The organism is Klebsiella sp. 10982 (genome assembly GCF_048589245.1).
Lineage (GTDB): Bacteria > Pseudomonadota > Gammaproteobacteria > Enterobacterales > Enterobacteriaceae > Klebsiella > Klebsiella quasivariicola.
The window spans coordinates 136,071-157,814 of record NZ_JBMAXV010000008.1; the positions used below are offsets into that span (position 1 = coordinate 136,071).

The window sequence follows — 21,744 nt, forward strand, 5'->3', positions numbered from 1 at the left end:
TTCCTCATAACCTTGCTTTCAAACTAGCTTCGATAAATTGAACCAGGTCACCCTTCCGCGCGGCCTGCTCCCGGCCTGACGCCGAAGAACAAGAGTAACGACTCTGGCTTCACTTCAAGCTGATCTCACTCAGCTATGCCTTCACTAACGGTATTTTTTATCGTTGGCTTCCGCGCCTGCCAGAATATCCTCCTCCTGTTCACTACGCTGTGCAAGGAGCGACTTCGCGCTCCGCTGTTGATGTCATGCCCCCGGTCGCGCTGCGCTTACCGGGGCGACGAATCGCGGCCCGGATAAAGCGTTTACGCCACCAGCCGGGACGAGCGTCAGGCGCCGCCGCCGGGAACTTCACCGGCAGCCGCACGGCGTTTGCCGACGCTACAGGCCGCGGCAAAGGCGATAATGACCATCACCGCCACGCAGCCGAGGGTCCATTCGCCCATCTGCGAGAAGAAATGCTGATAGGCGGCAATCGCCGTGTCGCTGATTTGCGATTCGGTGGTTTGTTGGGCGACCACGCCCGCCAGCCAGTTGGCCACCGCGCCGGTGGCCAGCATATAAATGCCGGTTAATACGCCGGTGACGCCGGGCATGTTCAGACGGGTGATTTGCGCCATCGCCACCGGGTCGATAAACAGTTCGGCAAAGCCCATCATCGCCAGCCCGGCGACCATCATGCCCATCGAGGCCTGGCCGTCAGCGGCGCCGTGGCGGGCATTGAGCGCCAGCAGCATAAAGCCGCCGCCCATCAGCAGCAGGCCGAAGGCGAATTTCAGCCAGACACGCAGCACCGAACGCACGCTGCCTTCCGGGCGCATCAGCCACGCCAGCACCACGCCAGCCGCCATCACCGCCACCGCGTTAACCGACTGGAACAGCGCGGTCGGCACGTCCCAGTTCAGCAGGCGACGATTGACGAAGTGGTCGATAAACAGGCTAATTGAGCTGCCGCCCTGCTGCGCCAGCACCCAGAACAGCGTTCCGGCGAGCATCAGCAGGACGATCTGCCACAGCGCGCGACGATGCTCCGGGGCTTTGATCATGATCCGCGCCACCATCTGGGCGGCGAACAGGCAGACGATCGCCAGCAGATAGCCGGACCAGTTGTTTTGCAGGAGCAGCGTGAAGAACACCGGCGCCAGGCACAGCATCACCAGCAGCCAGCCCCAGGTCGGCAGTACGAATTTCACTGCCCGCAGCGCCGGTTTATCGACGCCGCGGGTATGCCGGAAATGGCGGCTGCCGCTTAAGAAAATCATCAGGCCGATAAACATGCCGATCCCCGCCAGCGCAAAGCCGATATGCCAGCCGTACCACTGCGCCGCCAGTCCGCAGGCGATGGGCGCGGCGATCGACCCGACGTTGCCGGCAGCGTACAGCAGCGAGAAACCGCCGTCGCGACGCGGGTCGTCGTGAGCGTACAGTTCGCCGAGCAGGCAGCTGATATTGGATTTGAACAGGCCGTAGCCGCAGATGATGATCGCCAGCGCGACGTACAGACTCCATGCGGAGGTCGACTCGACGCCCAGCACCACGTGGCCGAGGGTCATTAACAGCGCCCCGGCAATCACCGCCGTGCGGTTGCCGAGCAGGCGGTCGGCAAGCCAGCCGCCGAGAATAGGGGTAACGTAAACTAAAGATGCGTAAGCGCTGAACAGACTGATGGCGTGGCTGTCGTCAAAGCCAAGCTGGTGGGTGAGATAAAGGATGAGTAAGGCACGCATGCCGTAAAAGCTGAAGTACTCCCAGATCTGGATCGCAACGATGTAGTAAATCGCGCGCGGCTGTGAGGGTGTTTTCATAGGTTCTCCTTGCAGCGTGAAAAAAGGGAAGTGGCAAGCCACTTCCCTGGTGTGCGTCTATTACTTGTTGTTTTCTTCTTTCAGCACTTTAACGGTGTAACGACCATCCGCCTGACGGTATGCGCCGTGGATATCGGTTTCGAAGCCCGGGTAGTGGGCACCGATTTCGCACAGCATCTGCAGGAACTCCAGCACCGGACGGCTCTCCTCGGTGATCATCTCCCCCGGCATCACCAGCGGAACTCCCGGAGGATACGGCAGGATCATGTTGGCGTTGACGCGGCCGACCATCTCTTCGAGGTAAACCTCTTCCGTCTGACCGTGCAGCTCTTTCTGGAACGCGGCATACGGGGTCATCACCATGGATGGCAGCACTTCGAAGGCGCGGAACATCAGGTCCGGCAGGTTGTGATGCTCAACCAGTTTGTGAATGTTCTGCGCCAGGTCCTGAATACGCATGTTTTCATAGAATTCAGGATCTTCACGGTACAGAGACGGCAGCATGTTTTTCACCCGCAGGTTCAGGTCGAACGCGCGTTTGAAGTCGGTCAGCGCACGCAGCAGGCTCAGCGCTTTGGTTTTGTCGATACCGATGCTGAACAGGAACAGCAGGTTGTACGGACCGGTTTTCTCTACCACGATGCCGTGTTCGTCGAGATATTTCGCCACGATGCTCGCCGGAATACCGAAGTCATCCATGGTGCCGTCTTTCTTCATCCCCGGCGTCAGCAGCGTGACTTTGATCGGGTCGAGATACATGTGCTCGTTATCGATGTTTTTGAAACCGTGCCATGCGCTGTCGGAACGCAGCGGCCAGCATTCAGGACCATCGATATGCTCCGGCTGCCAGACGTCGAAGAACCAGCCGTCAGACTCGCCTTTCAGGCGTTTGATCTCTTTACGGAACTTGATGGAACGTTCGATAGAGCCGTCGATCAGGCGCTTACCGGCGTTGCCTTTCATCATTGCTGCCGCGGTTTCGGTGGACGCCACGATCCCGTAGTGCGGGGAAGTGGTGGTGTGCATCATGTAGGCTTCGTTGAAGGTCTCTTCATTTACGTCGCCTTTCACGTGGATCATCGACGCCTGGGAGAACGCCGCCAGCAGTTTATGCGTGGACTGGGTTTCGTAAATCACTTTCCCTTCGACGCGGCCGCCGCTCATCCCGCATTTGCCTTCATAGATCGGCGAGAAGTTGGTGTAAGGCACCCATGCGGAGTCAAAGTGGATGGATTTCACATCCAGGGTTTTCTTGATGAAGTCGGTGTTATACAGCAGACCATCATAGGTTGAGTTGGTGATCACCGCGTGTACCGGCCAGGTCGCATTCGGGGTCTCTTTCACGCGCTTGGCGATAGTCGCGTGCTGGAATTCGCTCTGCGGGATGCCGCCGAGGATACCGTAGGCGTTACGGGTCGGACGGAAGTAGATCGGCGTAATGTCGCTCATCATCATCAGGTGAGTCAGCGATTTGTGGCAGTTACGGTCGATCAGCACGGTGCTACCGGCCGGCGCGGAGTACATGCCGACGATTTTGTTAGCGGTAGAAGTGCCGTTGGTGACCATGTAGCTGCGTTCTGCGTTAAAGACGCGAGCGATATACTCTTCCGCTTCTTTGTGCGGGCCGCTGTGGTCCAGCAGAGAACCCAGTTCAGAAACCGAAATGGAGATATCGGATTTCATGGTATTCGGGCCAAAGAAATCATAGAAGATGCTACCTACCGGGCTTTTCTGGAACGCGGTACCGCCCATGTGGCCTGGGGTGCAGAAGGTGTATTTGCCTTCACGGACATATTTGAACAGCGCTTTGGTCAGCGGCGGCAGAATGGTGTCGATATATTCGTCAGTGTTCTGTTTGATTTTGTTCGCGATATCTTCCGCGGCGCCCAGCGCATATTCGAAGAAGCGAACCTGCATGCGCAGATCGTTGAGGCTAACGTCCAGGGTAGAGTAGGTGTTAGCGAACGCGTACAGCGGCATGTACTCATTCATTTTGCTGATTTCTTCGCACAGTTCGAGATTGTATTTATCCCAGTCGAAGATCACGCCGCACAGACGAGAGTTGTTTTCGATCAGTTTTAATAAGTCGTCACGGTCGTTCGGGTAGACAATACGGAAGTCCAGGCGTTCGAGAGCACGATGCAGTTCACGGATGGGTTCTTCTTTGAAGTAAACACCCATGTGATTCATGATTGCAATAACGTTCATAGTCAAATCTCCAGATGTAGAAAGCCCCTCCCGTCGCGTGATGACAGGTGATGGAAGGAGCCTCAGGAAAACGGGTTACTGATTAGTGCGCGTTAGCGGGGCTGTTGTTATCTGATGCGTTGTTCTGGCGCTGGTGCATTTTGCGACCGTAGAACATCAGGATAATCAGGCTAACGATAAAGGTGCCGGCCAGTTCGAAGGAGCTTGCGCCCATCAGCGCGATGAAGCAGAACACGCAACCCAGTACCGAACAAATCAGGCTGACGAAGTTACGGATGTTGATGCCTTCGAAGCGAATCAGGTCAACACAGGAGTAGAAGTAAGGCAGCATGGTCAGCAGTACCGCGATACCGGTCAGTTCGCCGAACAGGTCAGAGGCTTTACCACCGGCGGAGTTCATCAGGGTAATCAGCACCATCAGCGCGGTCATTTTCACTGCGGCCAGCAGCAGGCCTTTTTTCGGGATACCGTTGCTATCAACTTCGCCATACACTTTCGGGAAGTTGCCGTCGTTGGCGGCGCGAACACCGGCCTGGCCAACCAGCATCATCCACGAGCCCAGTGACGTCAGGCAGGCAAAGGCGGTGAAAGCGGATACCATCGGCGCAGCCCAGCCGCCGAGGATGGTAGAGGCGCTAATCGCGAACGGCGCACCGGATGCAGCCATCTGAGAAGCAGGATACATCCCGGCGATAACCTGAGTCGCGGCGATATAGACGATACCGGCCATCGCAGTACCCAGCATGGTTGCCAGCGGTACGGTACGTTTCGGGTTTTTCACCATCCCGGTACTCACGGCAGCGGATTCTACGCCAACGAAGGCCCACAGGCAGAGCAGGATACTTTTGATGACCGCGTGGCTATCGGTGGTGCTGGAGGTGTTCCAGTTCGCCTGATAGGTAGCGACATCAAACCAGTGCCAGCCGACAACCGCAGTCATGACTACCGGAATAAGCACCAGTACCAGACCAATGGTGGTCAGACGGCTGACCCAGGTCCCGCCGAGCATATTAACGAAAGTAAAGATCCACACGATGGCAATACAGGCAATACCTGCTGGCACCGGGTTATTTAAAATTGGGAAGAACGTAGAGAGATAAGAAACGGCGGTAATCCCGATGGCCAGGTTACCAATCCAGTTTGCATGATAATAAAGGACACCAGTCTGGAAACCGAATGCCGGAGATATTTCCCCAGCGTAGGCAATAGGGCCGCCCTGCTGCGGGTTTTTAGTCGCCAGTCGGGCATAAACATAAGCCAGCGACATTGCACCAATAATTGAAATTACCCAGCCCCAAATGGCAATACCACCGATGCTGGCCAGGTTCGCAGGTAATAATGCAATACCGCTCCCCATCATATTACCGGCGACGACACCGGTACAGGCAAATAGCCCGATCTTCTTGGCAGAACTCATGGTTGTTTTTCTCCTAAGTTTATTTGGGAGGTACAGATCATGATACAGAACCATTAATTGACCCGACCAACTGCCAACAAGATTACTGATTTGTACGAGATAAGTCCTAAAGATAAAGTGAAATAACAACAAACATCAGACAAATGATATTTTGACCTTTTTCGCTTAACATATAAACATGACAACAGGGTATCAGAAAAAGATAAACATCGTTTAATTACATGGAGTTAGATGAAGGCGTGAGTGTTACTGAAGAGTTATTTAAAGCCTCCTGAATGCTAAATACAAATAACAACAGGAGACTTCATGAGAAACATAAATTTAACCTCATCATGCCCAAAACCTTGCGCATGATGAGGGTTTACTTATTCTGAAGAGAGAAAATTGTCGAGATACGGTACCACCCGATTAACTGACGTCTGGAAAACACCGTTTTCAATCCAGTACAGGGTATCTTCGCCAGGACGTAAATTAAACGCAGTGATGTAAGAATCGGCAGCCAGTCGGTTCTCTCCTTTCATCTCATAGACTTTGCCTAACAGCACATAATTCAGCCACGACATCTCTAAATCAATCGCGCTGTTAATCGCGGTATTCGCTTCATCGACTTTACCCCTACCCAACGAATCTACCGCTTTTATTTGATAATAAATCGCCATGTCTTTAATACCCGGCATCTCCCCTACCCGCTCAACTTCACTGTAGAGGGCCGCCAGCTGTTTATCGTCCAGCGGCTGCTGCGAATGGCGTAATACATCCACCAGCGTTTTTTCGGCATAGGCGTAAATAAAATCCGGCGCCCGCTTAATCACATCATCCAGCAGGGTACTGGCTTTACTTAATGAATCGACATCGCCCTTCATTAACAGCTGATGCGACTGGTAGAAATAGGTTAACGCCACGCTCTGCGAAGGCTGATATTGCCTGAGCATCGCCTGCATCCGCGCCGGCCACGGCTGCGCCAGGGCATCCGACAGGCTGTTCATCAGATCGTTCTGGATGGTGAGCTGGTTATCGTTGGTCACAAAGTAGCGTTTATCCAGCATCGTCGAGCTGTCGGCATTGTCCACCAGCTGGACCGACATAAAGCACTGCTGCGCCCGATAGTGGCGCTGATTGACGAACTCGATGGTCAGCGTTTTCCCGGAGCTGCTCGGCTCATTGATGTTGTAGTCCGTTTTGTCATGCACCATAAAGGTCGAGAAGGTGTTCAGCGAGGTGGTGATCAGGCTGGCCAGCCCAACGGCGTAGGAGTGCTGCGACGACCAGTTGGCGCAGGAATTACCATTCACCAGGTGGATATCGATATCGCGCGGATTGAGCAGCAGGCGCGCCTTGTTGACCGGCGGCCGCGACTCCATGCTCGACAGCGCCACCAGCGCCACACAGGTGCCCAGCGCCAACAGGAACAGCCCCCACACCAGGGCGGTGGTGAGGCGTTTGCGGGCTGACGGCGCGCTGGCGACAGCGGGCGCCGCCGCCGGCGCTGTCACCGGCGCGGTAAGATCGGCGGTGGAGTCGGGGGCTTCTGGCGGCCCGCCGGCAGCCGGTGGCGCGGGGATCGCGGTCGACGGCGCAGCCGCCTGCGTCTCCCCCTGCGGGGCGAGTTCCTCTCCCTCTTCGGTGCACCAGATCACCGGCACCGTGAGTTTATACCCCCGTTTGGGTACCGTCGCGATGTACTCAAGGCTCACGTCGTCGCCGTCTTTGAGCGACTTGCGCAGTTCAGAAATACTCTGCGTGACGACGTGGCTGGTCACAACGTTCCGGGTCCAGACGTTTTCGATAAGCTCGTCCCGGCTAAGCACTTCCCCCGGATGACGGGCAAAAAAGACCAGAAGATCGATTAAACGCGGTTCAAGGGTAAGCTGGCGCCCCTTCCTGCTGATTTGGTTTACAGAGGGGGTTACCAGCCATTCACCGACGCGAACAACAGGTTGTAGCATACAAGAAAGCCCCAGACAAAAAGGGAAAGGCGCGATGATAACACATTTGTCCTACCTATTTTTGCCAGGGGTCACTCCCTCAGGCATTAGGTCGGAATCCGCTTTTTAGTGATGAAAAAAGCAATATTTCATTAACATCGTGTTCATGAAATTTATCTATAGCGATAAAAACGCGTTTTCGCTGTTGCCATTGCCAATGGCAATCCCGATCGCAGGAAAAAAAGAAGCCCGGAGGCTTAACGCGCTCCAGGCTCATTGCGTCGCGCGCCGCTATGGCACGCTTTAAAAAAGGTTATTTATACACTTCCGCTGTGGCTTCAAAGTTTGGGCCATGCTCACGCGCAGCGGTGATCACGTAGTACTTTCCGCCTTTCTCATCGGCCAGCTTAGAGAGCTGATCGTGCAGATCGGAAGGCGAAGAGAACTCGCCACCAGACGGCCCCACCGAGATCGGTCCGACCTTGGTCAGTTTGAAGTGTTTCACTTCTTCTTTGGTGATCAACTGCGCGGCGGACGCGCCAAATGCAACGGCTGAAAGGGCTAACGCGACTATCACTTTTTTCATCCTAAAATCTCCTTGGAATAGGCCTTCAGTCAGGCTCTTTCACTATAGCCGCAAAAAGCTAAGCCTGCTACCGATGCGTTTATTTTTTAGCCGAAGCGTTCAGTAACGCGGCGGTACCCCTTCCGGACGCGTCTTGAAGCGCCGGTGCAGCCACATATATTGCTCGGGCGCCATCAGAATGCATTTTTCGATAATCTGGTTCATCCAGGCCGCCGTAACCTCAGCGCTCGCCAGCGGCGGGGTGCGCTCCGGCGTTAAAGAGATCAATTCATACCCCATGCCGTTGGGCTTGCGCCGCGGAACAAATGGCACAATTGTCGCCCCGGACATTTTCGCCAGCATCCAGGTGCCGGTGGTGGTCGCCGCCTGCTCGACGGCAAATAGCGGCGCAAAGACGCTGCTGGCCGGACCGTAATCATGATCCGGCGCGTACCAGAGGATCTCCCCCTCTTTTAGCGCCCTGACCATCCCTTTCAGATTTTTTCGATCCAGCATCGTCTTATTAGAGCGCAAGCGTCCCCAGGTCTGCAGCCAGTCAATCAGCGGGTTATCGTTGGGCCGGTAAACGCCTATCCCGGGGGTAAACATGCCATACATCCGGGCCCCCATTTCGAGGGTCAGAAAATGGATACCGATCAGTAAGATGCCCTGTTTTTGTTCGAGGAGGTCGATCACCTCGTTAACGCCGCTGGTCTCGGTCCAGCGCGCCACCCGGTGCGTCGGCCAGAACCAGGCCATACCGGTTTCCATCAGCCCCATGCCCAGCGATTCAAAGTTTTTCACCAGCAGCGCCTCGCGGTCGGCGGCGCTCATCTCGGGAAAACAAAGTTCGAGATTACGTCTGGCAATCCGCGCGCGGCTTTTCATCACCCGCATTGCCAGCCGCCCAAGCCGAGTCCCCAGGCGATAGATCACCGGATACGGTAATTGCACCAGCAGCCACAAAAAGCCAATTCCCAGCCACAATAGCCAGTAACGCGGGTGCAACAGCGCGCGGGAAAATTTGGGTAAATTTGACATAATAATCCTGTTAATTCACTCAATAATAGCTGAGCAAAAACCGCGAAATAAAGTAGCGGATCCTGCATGTAGTATTTTTCCAATTCGTGCGGTAATACTCAGTCACAAAGCGCGTTATTATAAGCCGATTCCAGGATAAATTCAGCCCTTACGCTGGGGACTACTCTATTATTAGACGCAACGCGTAAAATTTCCTGTTTAATGCATAAATAAATAAACCGGACCTCTACAACGCGGCCGATTGTCGATAAAATCGCCAGTTCATTTTCTGCCTTCCTTCACTCCTCTCCCTTTTGTTCACGCTTTTTTATGGCGACAGCGAACGCAAACAGGGCGTTCAGCCCGGTCTGACAGGGCCAGCATGCGGTTATTTGTGACTGGGGCAAAGGTTAAGCATCGACATTGCGGATCCTTTTTCCAGATATGCTACGTTTACAGCGCTCATTCGACGCAAGTGCCTTTGCCGACGTCGTCGCTTTCAGAAGCCATAGTGAGAAGGAACTATGACAATGAATTATCAATTAGTGAAGCAAGTCAGAGAAAATAACACATTAAGAAAAAGCTTCATTGACCTTGCCGTTAAGACTTTTGATCTGTCTTTTGAGGAGTGGTATCAGCAAGGTTACTGGACCGACGCCTATATCCCCTACGCCTTTGTCGAACGCAATAAAGTTATCGCTAACGCCTCGGCCAACATTATCGACCTGCGCTGGCAGGGCCAGCCCCGGCGTTATATTCAGATTGGCACGGTGATGACCGAACCGGACCACCGTAATAAGGGATTAGCCGGCCAGCTTATCCACCACATTCTGCAGGACTGGCAACAGGAGGCGGACGCCTTCTTTTTATTCGCCAACCCCACCACAGTGGATTTTTATCCCAAATTTGGCTTCACCCGCAGCGAAGAGCATCAATATATTATGCCGGTCTCCCCGCGCGCCGGTGATTTTCGCAAACTGGATATGGACAGCGCAGACGATGTCGCCCTGCTCCGGCATTACTATGAAAAATCCAACCCGTTCTCACCGCTGCGGGTGGAGCATAACTTTGGCCTGCTGATGTTTTACTGCTCAGCCTTTATGAAGCATTTCGTCTATTACTCAGCGAAAAATGAGGCGGTAGTTATCGCCATGCAAAACGGCCCGGTGCTGATCTGCTTTGACCTGTTCTGCGAGGGAGGCAAAAGTCTGTCGGTGCTGGTCAACGAGCTGGCCGATGACCATGTCCACCAGGCCATACTCGGTTTTACTCCCACTGAAGACCGGCTCGGCGAGTATGAGAAGATTGAGGGAGAAGATATCCTCTTCATCTATGACCAGAAGGAAAACCTGTTTAAAGACAGGAAGTTGATGTTTCCTTTACTGGCTCATGCCTGACGGCGCAGTGCCGTCAGGCAGATCAGTTATAGGTCACCACGAAGGTCGCGCTGGCGTTCGCTTCGCCCGCCTTCACCGTCGGCTGCGTCTGGATATAGCGGGCCTGAAAGGCAAAACGGTAGTCCGTCTGGCTGCCCTTACTGCCGGACCAGAGCTGGCTCACCTGGTTTAGCGGCACCAGCGCGCCGCCGGCGGTAAGGATCTGCACCCCCAGCCCGCTTGCCCCCTCGGGCTGGTCATCAATCTTAATCACCTCGTTGGCGGCCATGGCGCTATCTGCCGTCGCGTTAAACTGCATAAACACGCTGCCCACATTTTCACAATTCGTCAGGTTGATGTTAAAGGGCACCGGCGCGGTCGTGCTGTTAAGCCCGGTAAACGCGGTTTTGTTATGCCGCCCGAGGAAGACGTTAATATTTTTACTGTCGTCAGTAACCTTACAGGTGGGTGATTTGACCTGAATACAGAGCCCGCTGACGCTGAAACGCATCGCCTGCACTCCCCCAAGGAAAATATCGCCGAGGTAATCATTAAGGCAATACTCACCCGGCGGCGGTAAACCGCCGTTGTCGGCAATCCGCCAGAAATAAATAGTCGGTTTTTTATTTTCCGCCTGAAATGCGCGCTGGCCGGAAAATACCGGTGCCGAAGGCCAGGCAGTGAACAGGGGATCGAAATTAATGCCATCCTGCTCACCCATCTGGAAGCTGTAGCCAATACCCGGCAGGCGGTCGATGCTGTAGATATCCCCAGGCTTGCCGTTTCCCGCCGGGCCGACCCGGGAGCCGCCAATACTCTGAAAGCCGCCGGGCTCACTGCCGCTGCAGGCAATCTCCCAGCGCTCATTATTGGTGATAATCATCCCACCATAGGTATACAGCAGAGAGCCGACGGGGCGATTGCTGACGTCCAGGTTGATACTGGCCTGGCTGACGTTCACTGAATACTCGATAGTTTTGCCGCTGACCATCTGGCATGCCGCTGAAAGCGAGGCGCAGTAGCCGCCGGCCAACAGCAACGACACGCCCGACGCGATGATGATTTTCATGTTACTCCTCCTTTAATCCCGGCCGGCAGACCTGATGCGGCATGCCACTGCTATCCTGCTGCGCCGCATCGCCGTGGATGGCATACTCCATCCGGCAGCGTTGCCAGGCGCGCGCCCCCCAGACCAGCGAGACGCTGCCGCGGGTCTGCGGCACGCGAGCATACAACAGCCCGCCCTGACCGACGGCGCCAACCGCCCGTTCGCTGTCGTCAAATACCTCCGCGCCCAGCGGGGGCGCCTCACCATTCGGTAGCGTGATACGGGCAAACCAGGGATAGCCGGTGCGCGTGGCAAATTTCACTTTCACCGCCGCACCCGAATCGGGCACCACCGTCGTGCTGCTGGAGATTATCTCCACACGATCGTTCAGCCCCTGCGGATCGAGATCCAGCCAGTTAGCGGTAAAGGGATCGAGGTAAGGGATGATCGTAAAACCCTGGCGATTAATCGGCTGTCCGAGGCGGTTCGCCACCCTGGCCCCCACCGCACCGGGCGCTTCCACAATGGCGAAGGTTTCCCCCAGCTCAGGAGTGGCGGTCATTCCGCCCTGATGCGCCACCAGGGCGCCCGATGCCCCCAGCGAGTACTGCTGCTGGTGTCGGCCGGCGCTGGCGCTGGCGTTCAGGTACGCATAATCCGTCCGCAGGCTACCGTTGGCCGCAACGCTGGCTTCATTTGGGTTCTCCCGCGGCATGTCGTAGCTGGCGGTCAAACCGTAGCTGAAGGCGTTTTTCTCGCCAGCGCTGCCGGTATAGCTGGACTGCAGCTGGCTGCCGTAGTTTTTATCGTGGTTAAAGCGGGTGGTCAGGCTGCCCGCCTGCCCGAACGGCAGCGAAAAGGAGACGCCCACCACCTGATTATTGCGGTGATGGATATCCTGGCTCTGCTGGGCATACAGATAATAATTGAGCTGACCATAGCGGTTGGCATAGCCCAGCTGATATGAGCGCCAGCGGTGATGGCGGACGTCCTCACTCCAGATTCCGTTAAAGGACAGACTGCCGCTGCCGGCCTGCTGAGACAACGTCGCGCTGTAGCGGGTCATCTCCCGCCAGTCGTTGGGGTGCCGGTCATGCTCCCAGGCGGCATCGCGAATGGAGCGATAATTACCGTCGTTGCTGTGACTCATCGAGAGCAGCATTCGCGTATCGGATGTAAACGATTTTGATGCGGACACCCGCCAGCGATAGCCCTCCTGCCAGCCGCGCTCCCTGCCCTTCGCCGCAGAACGGGAAAGATCGACCGCCAGCGCGCCCCAGTAGGTATTGAAGGCGCTGCCGATCAGCGTCGAGTAATAATCTGTCGTCGCGTTAGCGCCGGTATAGCCGCTGACATAGTCATTGAAGCCGTACTGCAGCGTGGCTTCGCCAAATCCCGGCCGCCCGGCGATCCCGTCCTCATCCAGGTAACCCAGCGACAGGTCATAATAGACCGCGCCTGCCCGCACCAGGCCAGGCAGCGTGGCGTACGGCACGGTAAAGGTGTCCTGACTGCCATCCGCCTCGTGGATCGTCACCTGTAAATCGCCGCCGGCGTTGGTGGGATAGAGATCGTCGAAGGTGAATTTGCCCGGCGGAACCGTTGCCTCGTACAACAGGGCGCCGTTCTGGGTGACCGTTACGCGGGCGTTGGTGCGCGCCACGCCGCTGACCGACGGCGCAAAACCGCGGCGAGAGCCCGGCAGCATGCGTACATCGGTAGCCAGCCTGCCGCCGATAAAACTGACGCTGTCAAAGAAGGTTCCGTCGGTCCATCCCTGACCAAGCCGTAACGTGGACGCCCAGTTCACTACGCTTCTCTCAGCCCAGGTGGCAATGCTATCCCAGTGGGTATTCCCCTCCTGGGCCTGGTAGCTGGACTGGTGATGTAACCGCCAGCCAAAGGCGCGCAGGCTGGCATCCAGCCCGAGGTAATGATGGCTGCTGGTGTCCCCGTCGACGACGCTCTGATAGCTATTGGCCTGGTAGCGCAGCACCGCGGCTGGCACGCCGCTATCCACCTTTTTCAGGTTCACCGCCCCCCGATAATGGGGTTGCAGCAGCGCCTGGGGCATATTTACCCGCAGCACGTTTTCTCCGCTGTCATACTCCCAGCCGATCGCCTTATCGATCTGCGAAAAACGCAGGCAGGTGGCCGCGGTTGGCCATTGGGCGTCCTTCAGCTGCAGGGCGTCGAACAGTGAGGGCGAGATGCAGGGCTCAAGCTGGCCATCGTGTTCCTGGATGACAAACGTTTCTTCCCCCAGGTCCCGGCCATTCACCGAAAGGGTGCTGCGATATTGTCCCGGGTGCAGCGGATTGCCGTATTGATATTTCTGGAGATCAACCTGCGCGGCGCCGTGTAAATGGGCGCGGTTAAAACTAAACGCCTCTGCCGCCCATGCCTCCTGCCAGGGAAGGAGCAGCATCAACCCAACCTTGATCTCCCTGAGTTTCATAATAATGTCCTTACTGAGGATAATTATGATTCACTACCGCGCCGTAATCATTGATGGTGGTGAAGCTAAATTTGGCTGGCAGCGTGCGCAGCGCGGCCCCTTTAGGTGCGATCTCCAGCGAGGAAAAAGGAGCGACCATGCCGGCAGCGTGTTTTTGTCCGTTAAGGGTGATGCTGTCGATGGTGATATAGCGCGATGAGGCATTGCTCACCCGCAGCCCGTTACCCGCGGGGGCCAGCGCCCAGCTCAGGGCTTTTTCCGCGGCCATTTTTTCCGCCGCCACGCCTGCCGGACGGTAAAACAGCTTGATGCGCGACCGTATCGCGAGCTGCAGGTAATTATCAGTCTTGCCATTTTTCGGCTCTGGAGGAATATCGAGTAAATTGAACCAAAACAGCGACTCCCGATCCTGCGGCAGGCGGCTGCCGTTGAACATCAAACGCCAGCTCTGGCCTTTTCCCGGTTCGATACGCACAATCGGCGGCAGCACAATAAACGGTGCCGAATCCTTTTCCGGTTGATTTTGCACACGACCATCGTCGACCCAGACCTGGGTCAGCGACGGCGCCTCCCCCACATTGGTCGCCCTGACCACAACCTCTTTTTTATCGCCGGGAAAAATAATCCGTGTACCGTCAATAACCATGCTGGCGTCCGCCGAGGGTAAATAGCTGGACAGCAGCAATGCCAGAACCATACGCCGCATATTCACCTCCTCCTTGCCGGGGGATAAACGGCCCCTGACCGGGGCCGTGGACAGGGGTTACGGATAGACCACCGTAAAGTTGACATAGGCCGCGACTTTTCCAGCCGAAGCGGCGTCGGTCGCATAGTAGCGGGCATAGAAAGGCAGCGAGGCGGAACCATCCTTCTCAGCTACCGCCACCGGGATCACATCCGGGCGTGCAACAATACCGTTCGCATCGATCGCCGGGGTCTCCGCGAGGTTAATCGAGGTGAACTGGGTGTTCAGCAGCTCCACATCGACGTTTTTCGCGCTACCATTACCAGTCAGAGTGTTTTTTAGTCGGCCCTCCGTAGAGACGTTTTGATCCTTCTCGAAGTACACCGAGACATCGGTCCCCGGGGTACAGCTCGTCAGATCGATAGTGAAGGGAACCACGCCCGCCGTCTCGCCCGAGCTGCTGAGCGCCGAGCGCTGGACCGTCGGCAGGGTTACCGTCTTGTCTTTATTCTTTACCGTACAGGTATTGTCGATGACTTCACCATTAAAGGTGACTTTGCCATCAGCAGCCTGCGCCGCTACCGGAGAAAGCATCATCATCACCACGAAAGATGCCATTCCTTTGCTGTATTTTTTCATTTTCACTCCTCATCACCACGCTTATGGAGAATCGTTCAGGAAATACCCCTGGCGTACTTTATACGTACAATTTATTAATACTCAGTCCATTGCATTAGCCTGTTACCTTTAAACTCACTTCCTGCACTCACATCCTACTTATTTCATTATTCATTATTCAAATTTACTGCCAGGACAGTTTCTTATTTTTTTAGAATCATCTTAAAGAAACAAAACAAGGCAAGTAGAAAAACCAAAAACAAAAACACAACCACATGATAAACAAGGGTATTTTTTAATATTATCTTTCCAAAAAACATTCATAAAATGCGATCTAAATATCTCACCCTCATTATTAACCACCTCCTCCCACGTTCTCCCCCCTCGATTGAAAGCGCAGGGAGTATGTTATTTCAGGCGGGTATTCTCTACAGTAAATTGTCGAATCAGGCAGGACAGCATGCACAACGTATTTATGCCAGGAGGTCATTATGTTGATCTGCATTGCGGATTCAGAATATTTTAATATTGCCCTGAAGGCGTATATTAATGAACCACACAGCCAACCTCTGGATATTAAAGAAATAGTCTGTTACCCGTTTAGCGGGCAGAGTGAGATGTTCTATACTTTTTTTGCCACCGATGCCGGAGCCCGGTTAAGCACCATTCTTATTGATTACAGCAGCGCCAACATCGAAGTCTTGCAGGTCGCGCTCAGTTTAAAATCGTTTAATCCCCTGATCCGGATCTTTATTTTTACCAAATCAGGCTACCCGCTGAACGAGCTCGAAAGCAGCCTCGCCATTGTGCTCGGCGCTGAGTTCATCTCCAGTTTTGCCGGGCTCAGTGCGGCGCTTGTCCGTGGTCCGCGCTGGACGCCGCCTCCCGCCGACAAGCTCTATATCGCCATACCTGACAGCTATAACCTGACCCGTAAGGAAACTTTTTTAATCAGCCTGTTGATGGGGGGAATGCCGTTGTGTCACGTGGCCAGCACCATGCAGCTCACGATCAAACGGGTCTACTACTACCGTTCACGCGTCCTTAGCAAGCTGGCGGTGAAAAATAACGTGGAACTGATGAACAAAGTTCAGGGGATGGTGTTGCGCCACTACCGACAGGAGACAGGCCATGAAATCGTATCTCTACGCTAAAAATCGCCTTATGTTGATTATCCTGAGCTGGCTAAGCGCAGACGAGGCGTTGCCATCTCGTCACGATTTCCAGCAGACTGAAGCCATCCTCAGCACCCTGCATATACCGTATGTGCTGAAGTCTGACCTTGATCAACTGAGAGCTACGCTACAGCCATTACTCGCCACGCCCGGACCGCAAGCCTGTGAGGTAGGCGCTTTTCTCAGCGCCCTGTTGGCGCTGTATACCCGGTTAACCGAATATACCGCCGTCGAGCACTATCTGCTCTCCCGGCATCTCTGAGTAGCAACCCGCCTGGGCAGGAAGGCGCCGCGCGCCGCCTGCCCGTAAGGCATTATCGTGGGCCGGCAGGCTGCTCGCCGCGTCGGGAGAAGTAATCCCGATAGCCCTCGCCAACGTAAATCTGCCGTGGCCGGTAGATGGTCAGCGGCGCCTGGTGCATCTCGTTCCAGTGCGCCACCCAACCGACCGTCCGACCGACCGCGGTGACCACCGCAAACATCGACGAAGGCAGATTCATCGCCTTGAGGATCACCGCGGTATAGAAATCCACGCTTGGCGACAGGCCATTGTCCACAAAATAGGGATCGGTCAGCGCCACATCCTCAAGGGCCATCGCCACCTGCAGCAGACGGTCGGACATTCCGACCTCCGCCAGAACCCGATGGCTGGTTTCACGCAGGATCCCGGCACGCGGATCGCGATAACGGTAGCGTGAGTTGCCGAAGCCGAGCCGGCGAAATGCCTGCGGATCGCGCTTCGCCTGACGCAAAAACGCCGGAACCTGATCGACGCTCTCGATCTCCTCCAGCATGCGCATGCTCGACTCATTGGCACCGCCATGCATCGGCCCCCACAGCGACGCCAGCCCGGCGGCGACGCAGGCGAATAAATTCGCCCCGGAGGAGCCCGCCGCGCGCACCGTGGTGGTCGAGGCGCACTGCCCGTGATCGGCATGCAGCACCAGGATCTGGTTCATTGCCTGCTCGATGACCGGATTCAGAACATATTTCTCCGCCGGGATAGCAAACAGCATCTGCAGGAAATTACCGGCATAAGAGAGATCGTTACGCGGATATGCGGCGGGTTGCTCAATCGTATACTTGTAGCTCATGGCGGCGATGGTGGGCATTTTCGACAGCAGCCGGGTGGCGGCCAGCGCGCGGTGTTCCGGATTTTCCACATCCAGCACATCATGATAAAACGCCGCCAGCGCCCCCACCAGGGCGCACATCAGCGCCATCGGGTGCGAGTCGCGACGAAAGCCGCTGCACATGCGCGCAATCTGCTCATGCACCAGAGTATGGCGGGTGATGGTCTCGCGAAAGGTTTGATAACTGGCCTCATCCGGCGCGTCGCCGTTCAGCATGATGTAGGCCACTTCGAGAAAATCACACTGGCGGGCCAGCTGATCGACCGGATAGCCCCGGTGCAATAGCACGCTGTTTTCCGTATCGATCCAGGAGATCGCCGACTGGCATCCGGCGGTGTTGGCGAAGCCGGGGTCATAGCTGCAGAATCCGGACTGATTCAGCTCGCGCATGTCGACCCCTACCGGGCCCCGGGTTCCCGGTACCTGCGGCAGGGTGATGGGCGTTTGTTGCCCGGCAATAGAAAGCGTTAACGGTGTGGTGCTCATCCTGTCAGTTCCCCCAGCAAGCTCATCAGCAACCTGAAGTCATTCTTCAGGCGGAAAGACCAACATAACCAATGTGATGCCGCTTATTCATTGATGTCATCACTATAACCCTGACAAAGAGGATATTTTACTGGCCTTCACGGGGAAACAGGCCGTCTTTCCCCAGCCCACCGCCGGATAGCGGCACAAATCGCCAAGGATAAAGGCGATCATCGCTGTCAAAATTTACGCTGAGTAAAGAAAGGATGAAGAAGAGCTACCATGAATTTTGTGCTGTCGATGACCCTCATCTGCATTACCATCGCCTGGCTGATGATGAGCCTGCTGCCGGTGTAGATGCACCGCTAACCGCCACGCCAGTGGTCTGGATAACCCCTCCTTCAATTGATTTCCGCCGAGGTCTTCGCCTCTGAGGCTTCACAAGAGCCATATAAGAAGTACTGGTTGCATATCAGGCTGTTGCGTTTTCCCGCCGAGGGGTAGGCTAAAAGCCCACTGTTAAGGAGGTGATATGTCTGGACTGATCAATCCACATGCGGCCCCGGAAGAAGCAGCCTATGCGCTGCTGATTGAGCTCGTTCGCGCCCAGCGCGTGCCGCAATATGAAGGCGAAATTTCCGGCCTGCTGGCGATGTACGACGAAGCTGTTAAACACTTTAAAGAGAAAGAGACCGAGCGTTAGGCGTGGACATCGTGGTGTGAGGAAAACGTGACGCCTGCGGGAGACGCGCAGGCGTTGGCTGGATAGCGGCTTGCGTCATCAGCTGCCGCGGTAGGTAGAGTATCCGTACTGACTGAGCAGCAGCGGGATATGCAGTTTTTGATTTTGCTTTGTGACATTGAAAATAACCGGGACCACCGGGAAGAACGTATTCATGTTTTGGCTTTTAAAATAGTCACCGGTTTTAAACGTCACTTTATAAACCCCCGGCTCCATATTCTCCGCCTGCGGATAGAGCGATTTAATCCGCCCATCGGCATCCGTTTTACCGGTGGCGATATGCTGCCAGCTCTCCCCCTGCTGTTTATCCAGCTCAATCTGCACCCCCGGTGAAGGGAGCCCGGTTTGCTGATTAAGAATGTGTACGCTGAGCGTCCCCTCTGGCGCCGCCAGCGCGCTGAAGCTGAGCAGAGAAATTACGGAGGCGATAACTAATTTCATAATCGTGACCTTATTGGGCAAGTGAAAGTGCCCTAACTATAGTCAGCGCGGCGGGGAAAAAAATTAAACTTTTTGTTATCAGATTGAGTTGATGGGTACTGTCTCCACACACAACACGCTGAACCGGTTTTGTCGTGAGAAGAGGGAGTGTCTTATGTGTGAGTAACCCCGTGCTCTTCGTAACAGGATACGTGGCACTTAATCAGTCAGAGAGGGGAAAAAGATTAGCTGGGGTCAAATATCACAAGGTTAAATAATATATGCCGTGGCCTCTGCCGCCTCTAACAGAACAGTGCTTACTGCAAATGGCCTGCCGTATTCGAAATAATCATTTAATATTATTTAACCTACTATTCCAGTGTAAGTAATCACCTGGTTCAGATAATGATTATTATCATTGATTCTCTTGTCGCCATGCCTTTACCATCTCCTTTGTTACCTCTTTCTTGTAGCAAATAGGTGAGTACCCACCAGCTTTGCTCCAGGCACTGCGGCCACCGCACGAGCTGCCGTTCCGGGCGGTATTGAAGGGACAGGCACAGGTACCGGGATAGGATGCGACAGAGTCATCAATAATTCTTTGCCTGACCTGATCATCGCTTAAGGAATTCGATTTGGCGATGGAAATATCTGATGCAAAGACACACACAACAGCGAATACGGAGATGGCGACGAATTTGATGTTCATTTGGATCTTTCCAGGTAGTGGATGAACATCGAGGGTATGCTTTCAAAAAGTGTTCAATATTGATCTTTAACAACTGTACTTTACGCCAGCTTAAAATGCGATACTTAACCCAGTCAGACATAACCTAAAGCTATAATGACTATTCGCCTGTTACCGGCAACATATTTTCACATTCCTGCAGAGCGCTTATTCTGCACTCAGCTATAACCAGCATTAACCATTCTGTTCGATATTACAGAGCCGTAATGCTGTACTCTCACTGGCCATCGTCCGACAGATACTGCAAGACATTAGAATCATCGAAATGGTCCGTCGATATGCTCACCTGGCGCCGAACCACCTGACTGAACACGCACGGAAAATTGACGCCATTTTTGGCACTAGCGACACAAATACGACACAAGGAGGAAATCAGACTGGACTAAAACGTCCGTAAGTGCTTGATTATTAATGGCACGCCCTACAGGATTCGAACCTGTGACCTACGGCTTAGAAGGCCGTTGCTCTATCCAGCTGAGCTAAGGGCGCCCTGAGAAGCGAGTGCTTCGCGGAGTGAAACGCCTGGAATTATACGGTCCACGTCCGTTGAGTCAATCCATTTTGCCAGGAAACTGCGGGGCTTATACGATGCTGGCGAAATATCCCTCAGCAACTGTACAAGAAGCATACCACCGGGGCTCATGCGCGCGAAAATTCACTTAGTGGCCAGGCGCAACACACCAATGACCCTGGACTTAACAGGGTCAAAACAGGCTAAATTCACCGCAGACAGGATAAAACAGCAAACGAGGACTGACAGCGAGGCCCGCTTCTGACAAAATATCCTCATCCCCCTTTCGTAAAGATACAGATGGAATCCTCTCTCTGATGGCAGCAAAAATTATTGACGGTAAAACGATTGCGCAGCAGGTACGCTCTGAGGTTGCGGAAAAAGTGAAGGCTCGCGTTGCGGCCGGAAAACGCGCCCCTGGGCTGGCCGTCGTGCTGGTCGGTAGCAACCCGGCCTCGCAGATTTATGTCGGCAGCAAGCGCAAAGCATGTGAAGAAGTGGGCTTCGTCTCCCGCTCTTACGATCTCCCGGAAACCACCAGCGAAGCCGAGTTGCTGGAGCTTATCGACACCCTGAATGCCGATAAGACCATCGACGGTATTCTGGTTCAGCTGCCCCTGCCGGCAGGGATCGACAACGTCAAAGTGCTCGAGCGCATCGCGCCGGATAAAGACGTCGACGGCTTCCATCCTTACAACGTTGGCCGCCTGTGCCAGCGGGCGCCGCGCCTGCGTCCGTGCACCCCGCGCGGTATCGTGACCCTGCTGGAACGCTACAATATCGACACCTACGGTCTGAATGCGGTGGTCATTGGCGCGTCCAATATCGTTGGCCGCCCGATGAGCATGGAGCTGCTGCTGGCCGGCTGCACCACCACCGTCACCCACCGTTTTACCAAAAACCTGCGCCATCACGTCGAAAACGCCGACCTGCTGATCGTCGCGGTGGGTAAACCGGGCTTTATTCCTGGCGAGTGGATCAAAGAAGGGGCGATTGTGGTCGATGTCGGCATTAACCGTCTGGAAAGCGGCAAAGTAGTCGGCGACGTGGTGTATGAAGATGCCGCCGAACGTGCGTCCTACATCACCCCGGTTCCCGGCGGTGTTGGCCCAATGACCGTCGCCACGCTGATTCAGAACACGCTGCAGGCGTGCGAAGAGTATCACGACGTTGAGGAGGCCTGAGATGGCAACATTTTCTTTAGGTAAACACCCGCACGTAGAGCTGTGCGATCTGCTGAAGCTGGAAGGCTGGAGCGAAAGCGGCGCCCAGGCGAAAATCGCTATCGCCGACGGGCTGGTGAAGGTTGACGGCGCGGTGGAAACCCGCAAACGTTGCAAGATCGTCGCCGGTCAGACGGTGAGCTTTGAAGGCCAGAGCGTGACCGTCACGGCCTGACAGCGAAAAGAAAAACGCCCGCTAAAGCGG

General features: G+C 55.0%; 19 protein-coding genes, 1 tRNA gene and 2 pseudogenes. 7 read left to right on the forward strand and 15 right to left on the reverse strand.

Translation table 11 applies throughout. From position 1 onward, the window contains the following. Window positions 1-326: 326 nt before the first annotated feature. The 6 genes from dtpD to ACKLKD_RS09890 form a co-directional block, all read right to left on the reverse strand. Window positions 327-1,802: a dipeptide permease DtpD gene (dtpD, locus tag ACKLKD_RS09865; RefSeq protein WP_025714892.1), complete on the reverse strand. Its 1,476-nt coding sequence runs from the start codon at window positions 1,800-1,802 to the stop codon at window positions 327-329. A 60-nt stretch (window positions 1,803-1,862) separates the two neighbouring features. Continuing rightward, on the reverse strand, window positions 1,863-4,010 hold the full coding sequence (gene cadA / locus ACKLKD_RS09870) for a lysine decarboxylase CadA (RefSeq protein ID WP_080896971.1): 2,148 nt from the start codon (window positions 4,008-4,010) through the stop codon (window positions 1,863-1,865). 82 nt (window positions 4,011-4,092) lie between these two features. Continuing rightward, window positions 4,093-5,427, reverse strand: a complete 1,335-nt coding sequence (gene cadB / locus ACKLKD_RS09875) for a cadaverine/lysine antiporter (RefSeq protein ID WP_087806314.1) — start codon at window positions 5,425-5,427, stop codon at window positions 4,093-4,095. A gap of 365 nt (window positions 5,428-5,792) precedes the next feature. Continuing rightward, complete coding sequence (cadC, locus tag ACKLKD_RS09880) at window positions 5,793-7,373, reverse strand: lysine decarboxylation/transport transcriptional activator CadC (RefSeq protein ID WP_080896973.1); 1,581 nt, start codon at window positions 7,371-7,373, stop codon at window positions 5,793-5,795. A gap of 292 nt (window positions 7,374-7,665) precedes the next feature. Beyond that, window positions 7,666-7,938, reverse strand: coding sequence for a DUF1471 domain-containing protein (locus tag ACKLKD_RS09885; protein WP_002892402.1), 273 nt, complete (start codon window positions 7,936-7,938; stop codon window positions 7,666-7,668). A 99-nt stretch (window positions 7,939-8,037) separates the two neighbouring features. Next, entirely contained in the window at window positions 8,038-8,958 is a 921-nt protein-coding gene (locus ACKLKD_RS09890; protein WP_025714237.1) for a Kdo(2)-lipid IV(A) acyltransferase, read from the reverse strand. 509 nt (window positions 8,959-9,467) lie between these two features. Here ACKLKD_RS09890 and ACKLKD_RS09895 point away from each other — a divergent pair. Next, window positions 9,468-10,334, forward strand: a complete 867-nt coding sequence (locus ACKLKD_RS09895; protein ID WP_025714236.1) for a GNAT family N-acetyltransferase — start codon at window positions 9,468-9,470, stop codon at window positions 10,332-10,334. A gap of 22 nt (window positions 10,335-10,356) precedes the next feature. Here the strand turns inward: ACKLKD_RS09895 and ACKLKD_RS09900 are convergent, their stop codons facing one another. The 4 genes from ACKLKD_RS09900 to ACKLKD_RS09915 are packed head-to-tail and all read right to left on the reverse strand — an operon-like array spanning window position 10,357 to window position 15,143. Continuing rightward, entirely contained in the window at window positions 10,357-11,382 is a 1,026-nt protein-coding gene (locus ACKLKD_RS09900) for a fimbrial protein (protein WP_087806316.1), read from the reverse strand. 1 nt (window position 11,383) lies between these two features. Beyond that, window positions 11,384-13,819: a fimbria/pilus outer membrane usher protein gene (locus ACKLKD_RS09905; RefSeq protein WP_087806318.1), complete on the reverse strand. Its 2,436-nt coding sequence runs from the start codon at window positions 13,817-13,819 to the stop codon at window positions 11,384-11,386. Window positions 13,820-13,829: 10 nt separating this feature from the next. Further along, a complete protein-coding gene (locus ACKLKD_RS09910) occupies window positions 13,830-14,525 on the reverse strand; it encodes a molecular chaperone (RefSeq protein WP_025714233.1) in 696 nt (231 codons plus the stop codon). Window positions 14,526-14,582: 57 nt separating this feature from the next. After that, window positions 14,583-15,143 (reverse strand): fimbrial protein, encoded by a 561-nt coding sequence (locus ACKLKD_RS09915; protein ID WP_025714231.1) that lies wholly within the window; start codon window positions 15,141-15,143, stop codon window positions 14,583-14,585. Window positions 15,144-15,613: 470 nt separating this feature from the next. On the opposite strand from ACKLKD_RS09915, the gene ACKLKD_RS09920 reads away from it, so the two are divergent. Further along, entirely contained in the window at window positions 15,614-16,276 is a 663-nt protein-coding gene (locus ACKLKD_RS09920; RefSeq protein ID WP_025714230.1) for a LuxR C-terminal-related transcriptional regulator, read from the forward strand. Next, window positions 16,254-16,559 (forward strand): hypothetical protein, encoded by a 306-nt coding sequence (locus ACKLKD_RS09925; protein ID WP_022064705.1) that lies wholly within the window; start codon window positions 16,254-16,256, stop codon window positions 16,557-16,559. Before ACKLKD_RS09920 ends, ACKLKD_RS09925 begins: the two co-directional genes overlap by 23 nt. 52 nt (window positions 16,560-16,611) lie before the next feature. Here ACKLKD_RS09925 and ACKLKD_RS09930 read toward each other — a convergent pair whose 3' ends face one another. Both ACKLKD_RS09930 and ACKLKD_RS09935 read right to left on the reverse strand, forming a co-directional pair. Further along, on the reverse strand, window positions 16,612-17,916 hold the full coding sequence (locus ACKLKD_RS09930) for a citrate synthase (protein ID WP_025714229.1): 1,305 nt from the start codon (window positions 17,914-17,916) through the stop codon (window positions 16,612-16,614). A 46-nt stretch (window positions 17,917-17,962) separates the two neighbouring features. Continuing rightward, window positions 17,963-18,103: pseudogene (locus tag ACKLKD_RS09935) on the reverse strand (hypothetical protein). 324 nt (window positions 18,104-18,427) lie between these two features. Between ACKLKD_RS09935 and ACKLKD_RS09940 the strand changes: the two are divergent. Then, window positions 18,428-18,598, forward strand: a complete 171-nt coding sequence (locus tag ACKLKD_RS09940; RefSeq protein WP_002892370.1) for a hypothetical protein — start codon at window positions 18,428-18,430, stop codon at window positions 18,596-18,598. Between the two features lie 78 nt (window positions 18,599-18,676). Here ACKLKD_RS09940 and uraH read toward each other — a convergent pair whose 3' ends face one another. Together uraH and ACKLKD_RS09950 are read right to left on the reverse strand one after the other, a co-directional pair. Next, window positions 18,677-19,078: a hydroxyisourate hydrolase gene (uraH, locus tag ACKLKD_RS09945; RefSeq protein WP_008805473.1), complete on the reverse strand. Its 402-nt coding sequence runs from the start codon at window positions 19,076-19,078 to the stop codon at window positions 18,677-18,679. 394 nt (window positions 19,079-19,472) lie between these two features. Next, window positions 19,473-19,766 carry a hypothetical protein gene (locus ACKLKD_RS09950; protein ID WP_004202381.1) on the reverse strand — a complete coding sequence of 98 codons (294 nt, stop codon included), beginning with the start codon at window positions 19,764-19,766 and terminating at the stop codon, window positions 19,473-19,475. Window positions 19,767-20,064: 298 nt separating this feature from the next. Here ACKLKD_RS09950 and ACKLKD_RS09955 point away from each other — a divergent pair. Then, window positions 20,065-20,202 (forward strand): annotated as a pseudogene (locus ACKLKD_RS09955) (integrase); the annotation flags it as partial. A 15-nt stretch (window positions 20,203-20,217) separates the two neighbouring features. Here the strand turns inward: ACKLKD_RS09955 and ACKLKD_RS09960 are convergent. Further along, window positions 20,218-20,294: transfer RNA gene (locus ACKLKD_RS09960), tRNA-Arg, on the reverse strand. Window positions 20,295-20,633: 339 nt separating this feature from the next. Here ACKLKD_RS09960 and folD point away from each other — a divergent pair. After that, window positions 20,634-21,500 carry a bifunctional methylenetetrahydrofolate dehydrogenase/methenyltetrahydrofolate cyclohydrolase FolD gene (gene folD, locus ACKLKD_RS09965; protein ID WP_004143017.1) on the forward strand — a complete coding sequence of 289 codons (867 nt, stop codon included), beginning with the start codon at window positions 20,634-20,636 and terminating at the stop codon, window positions 21,498-21,500. A gap of 1 nt (window position 21,501) precedes the next feature. Then, window positions 21,502-21,714 (forward strand): ribosome-associated protein YbcJ, encoded by a 213-nt coding sequence (gene ybcJ / locus ACKLKD_RS09970; RefSeq protein ID WP_004143016.1) that lies wholly within the window; start codon window positions 21,502-21,504, stop codon window positions 21,712-21,714. The last annotated feature ends 30 nt before the right edge of the window (window positions 21,715-21,744 follow it).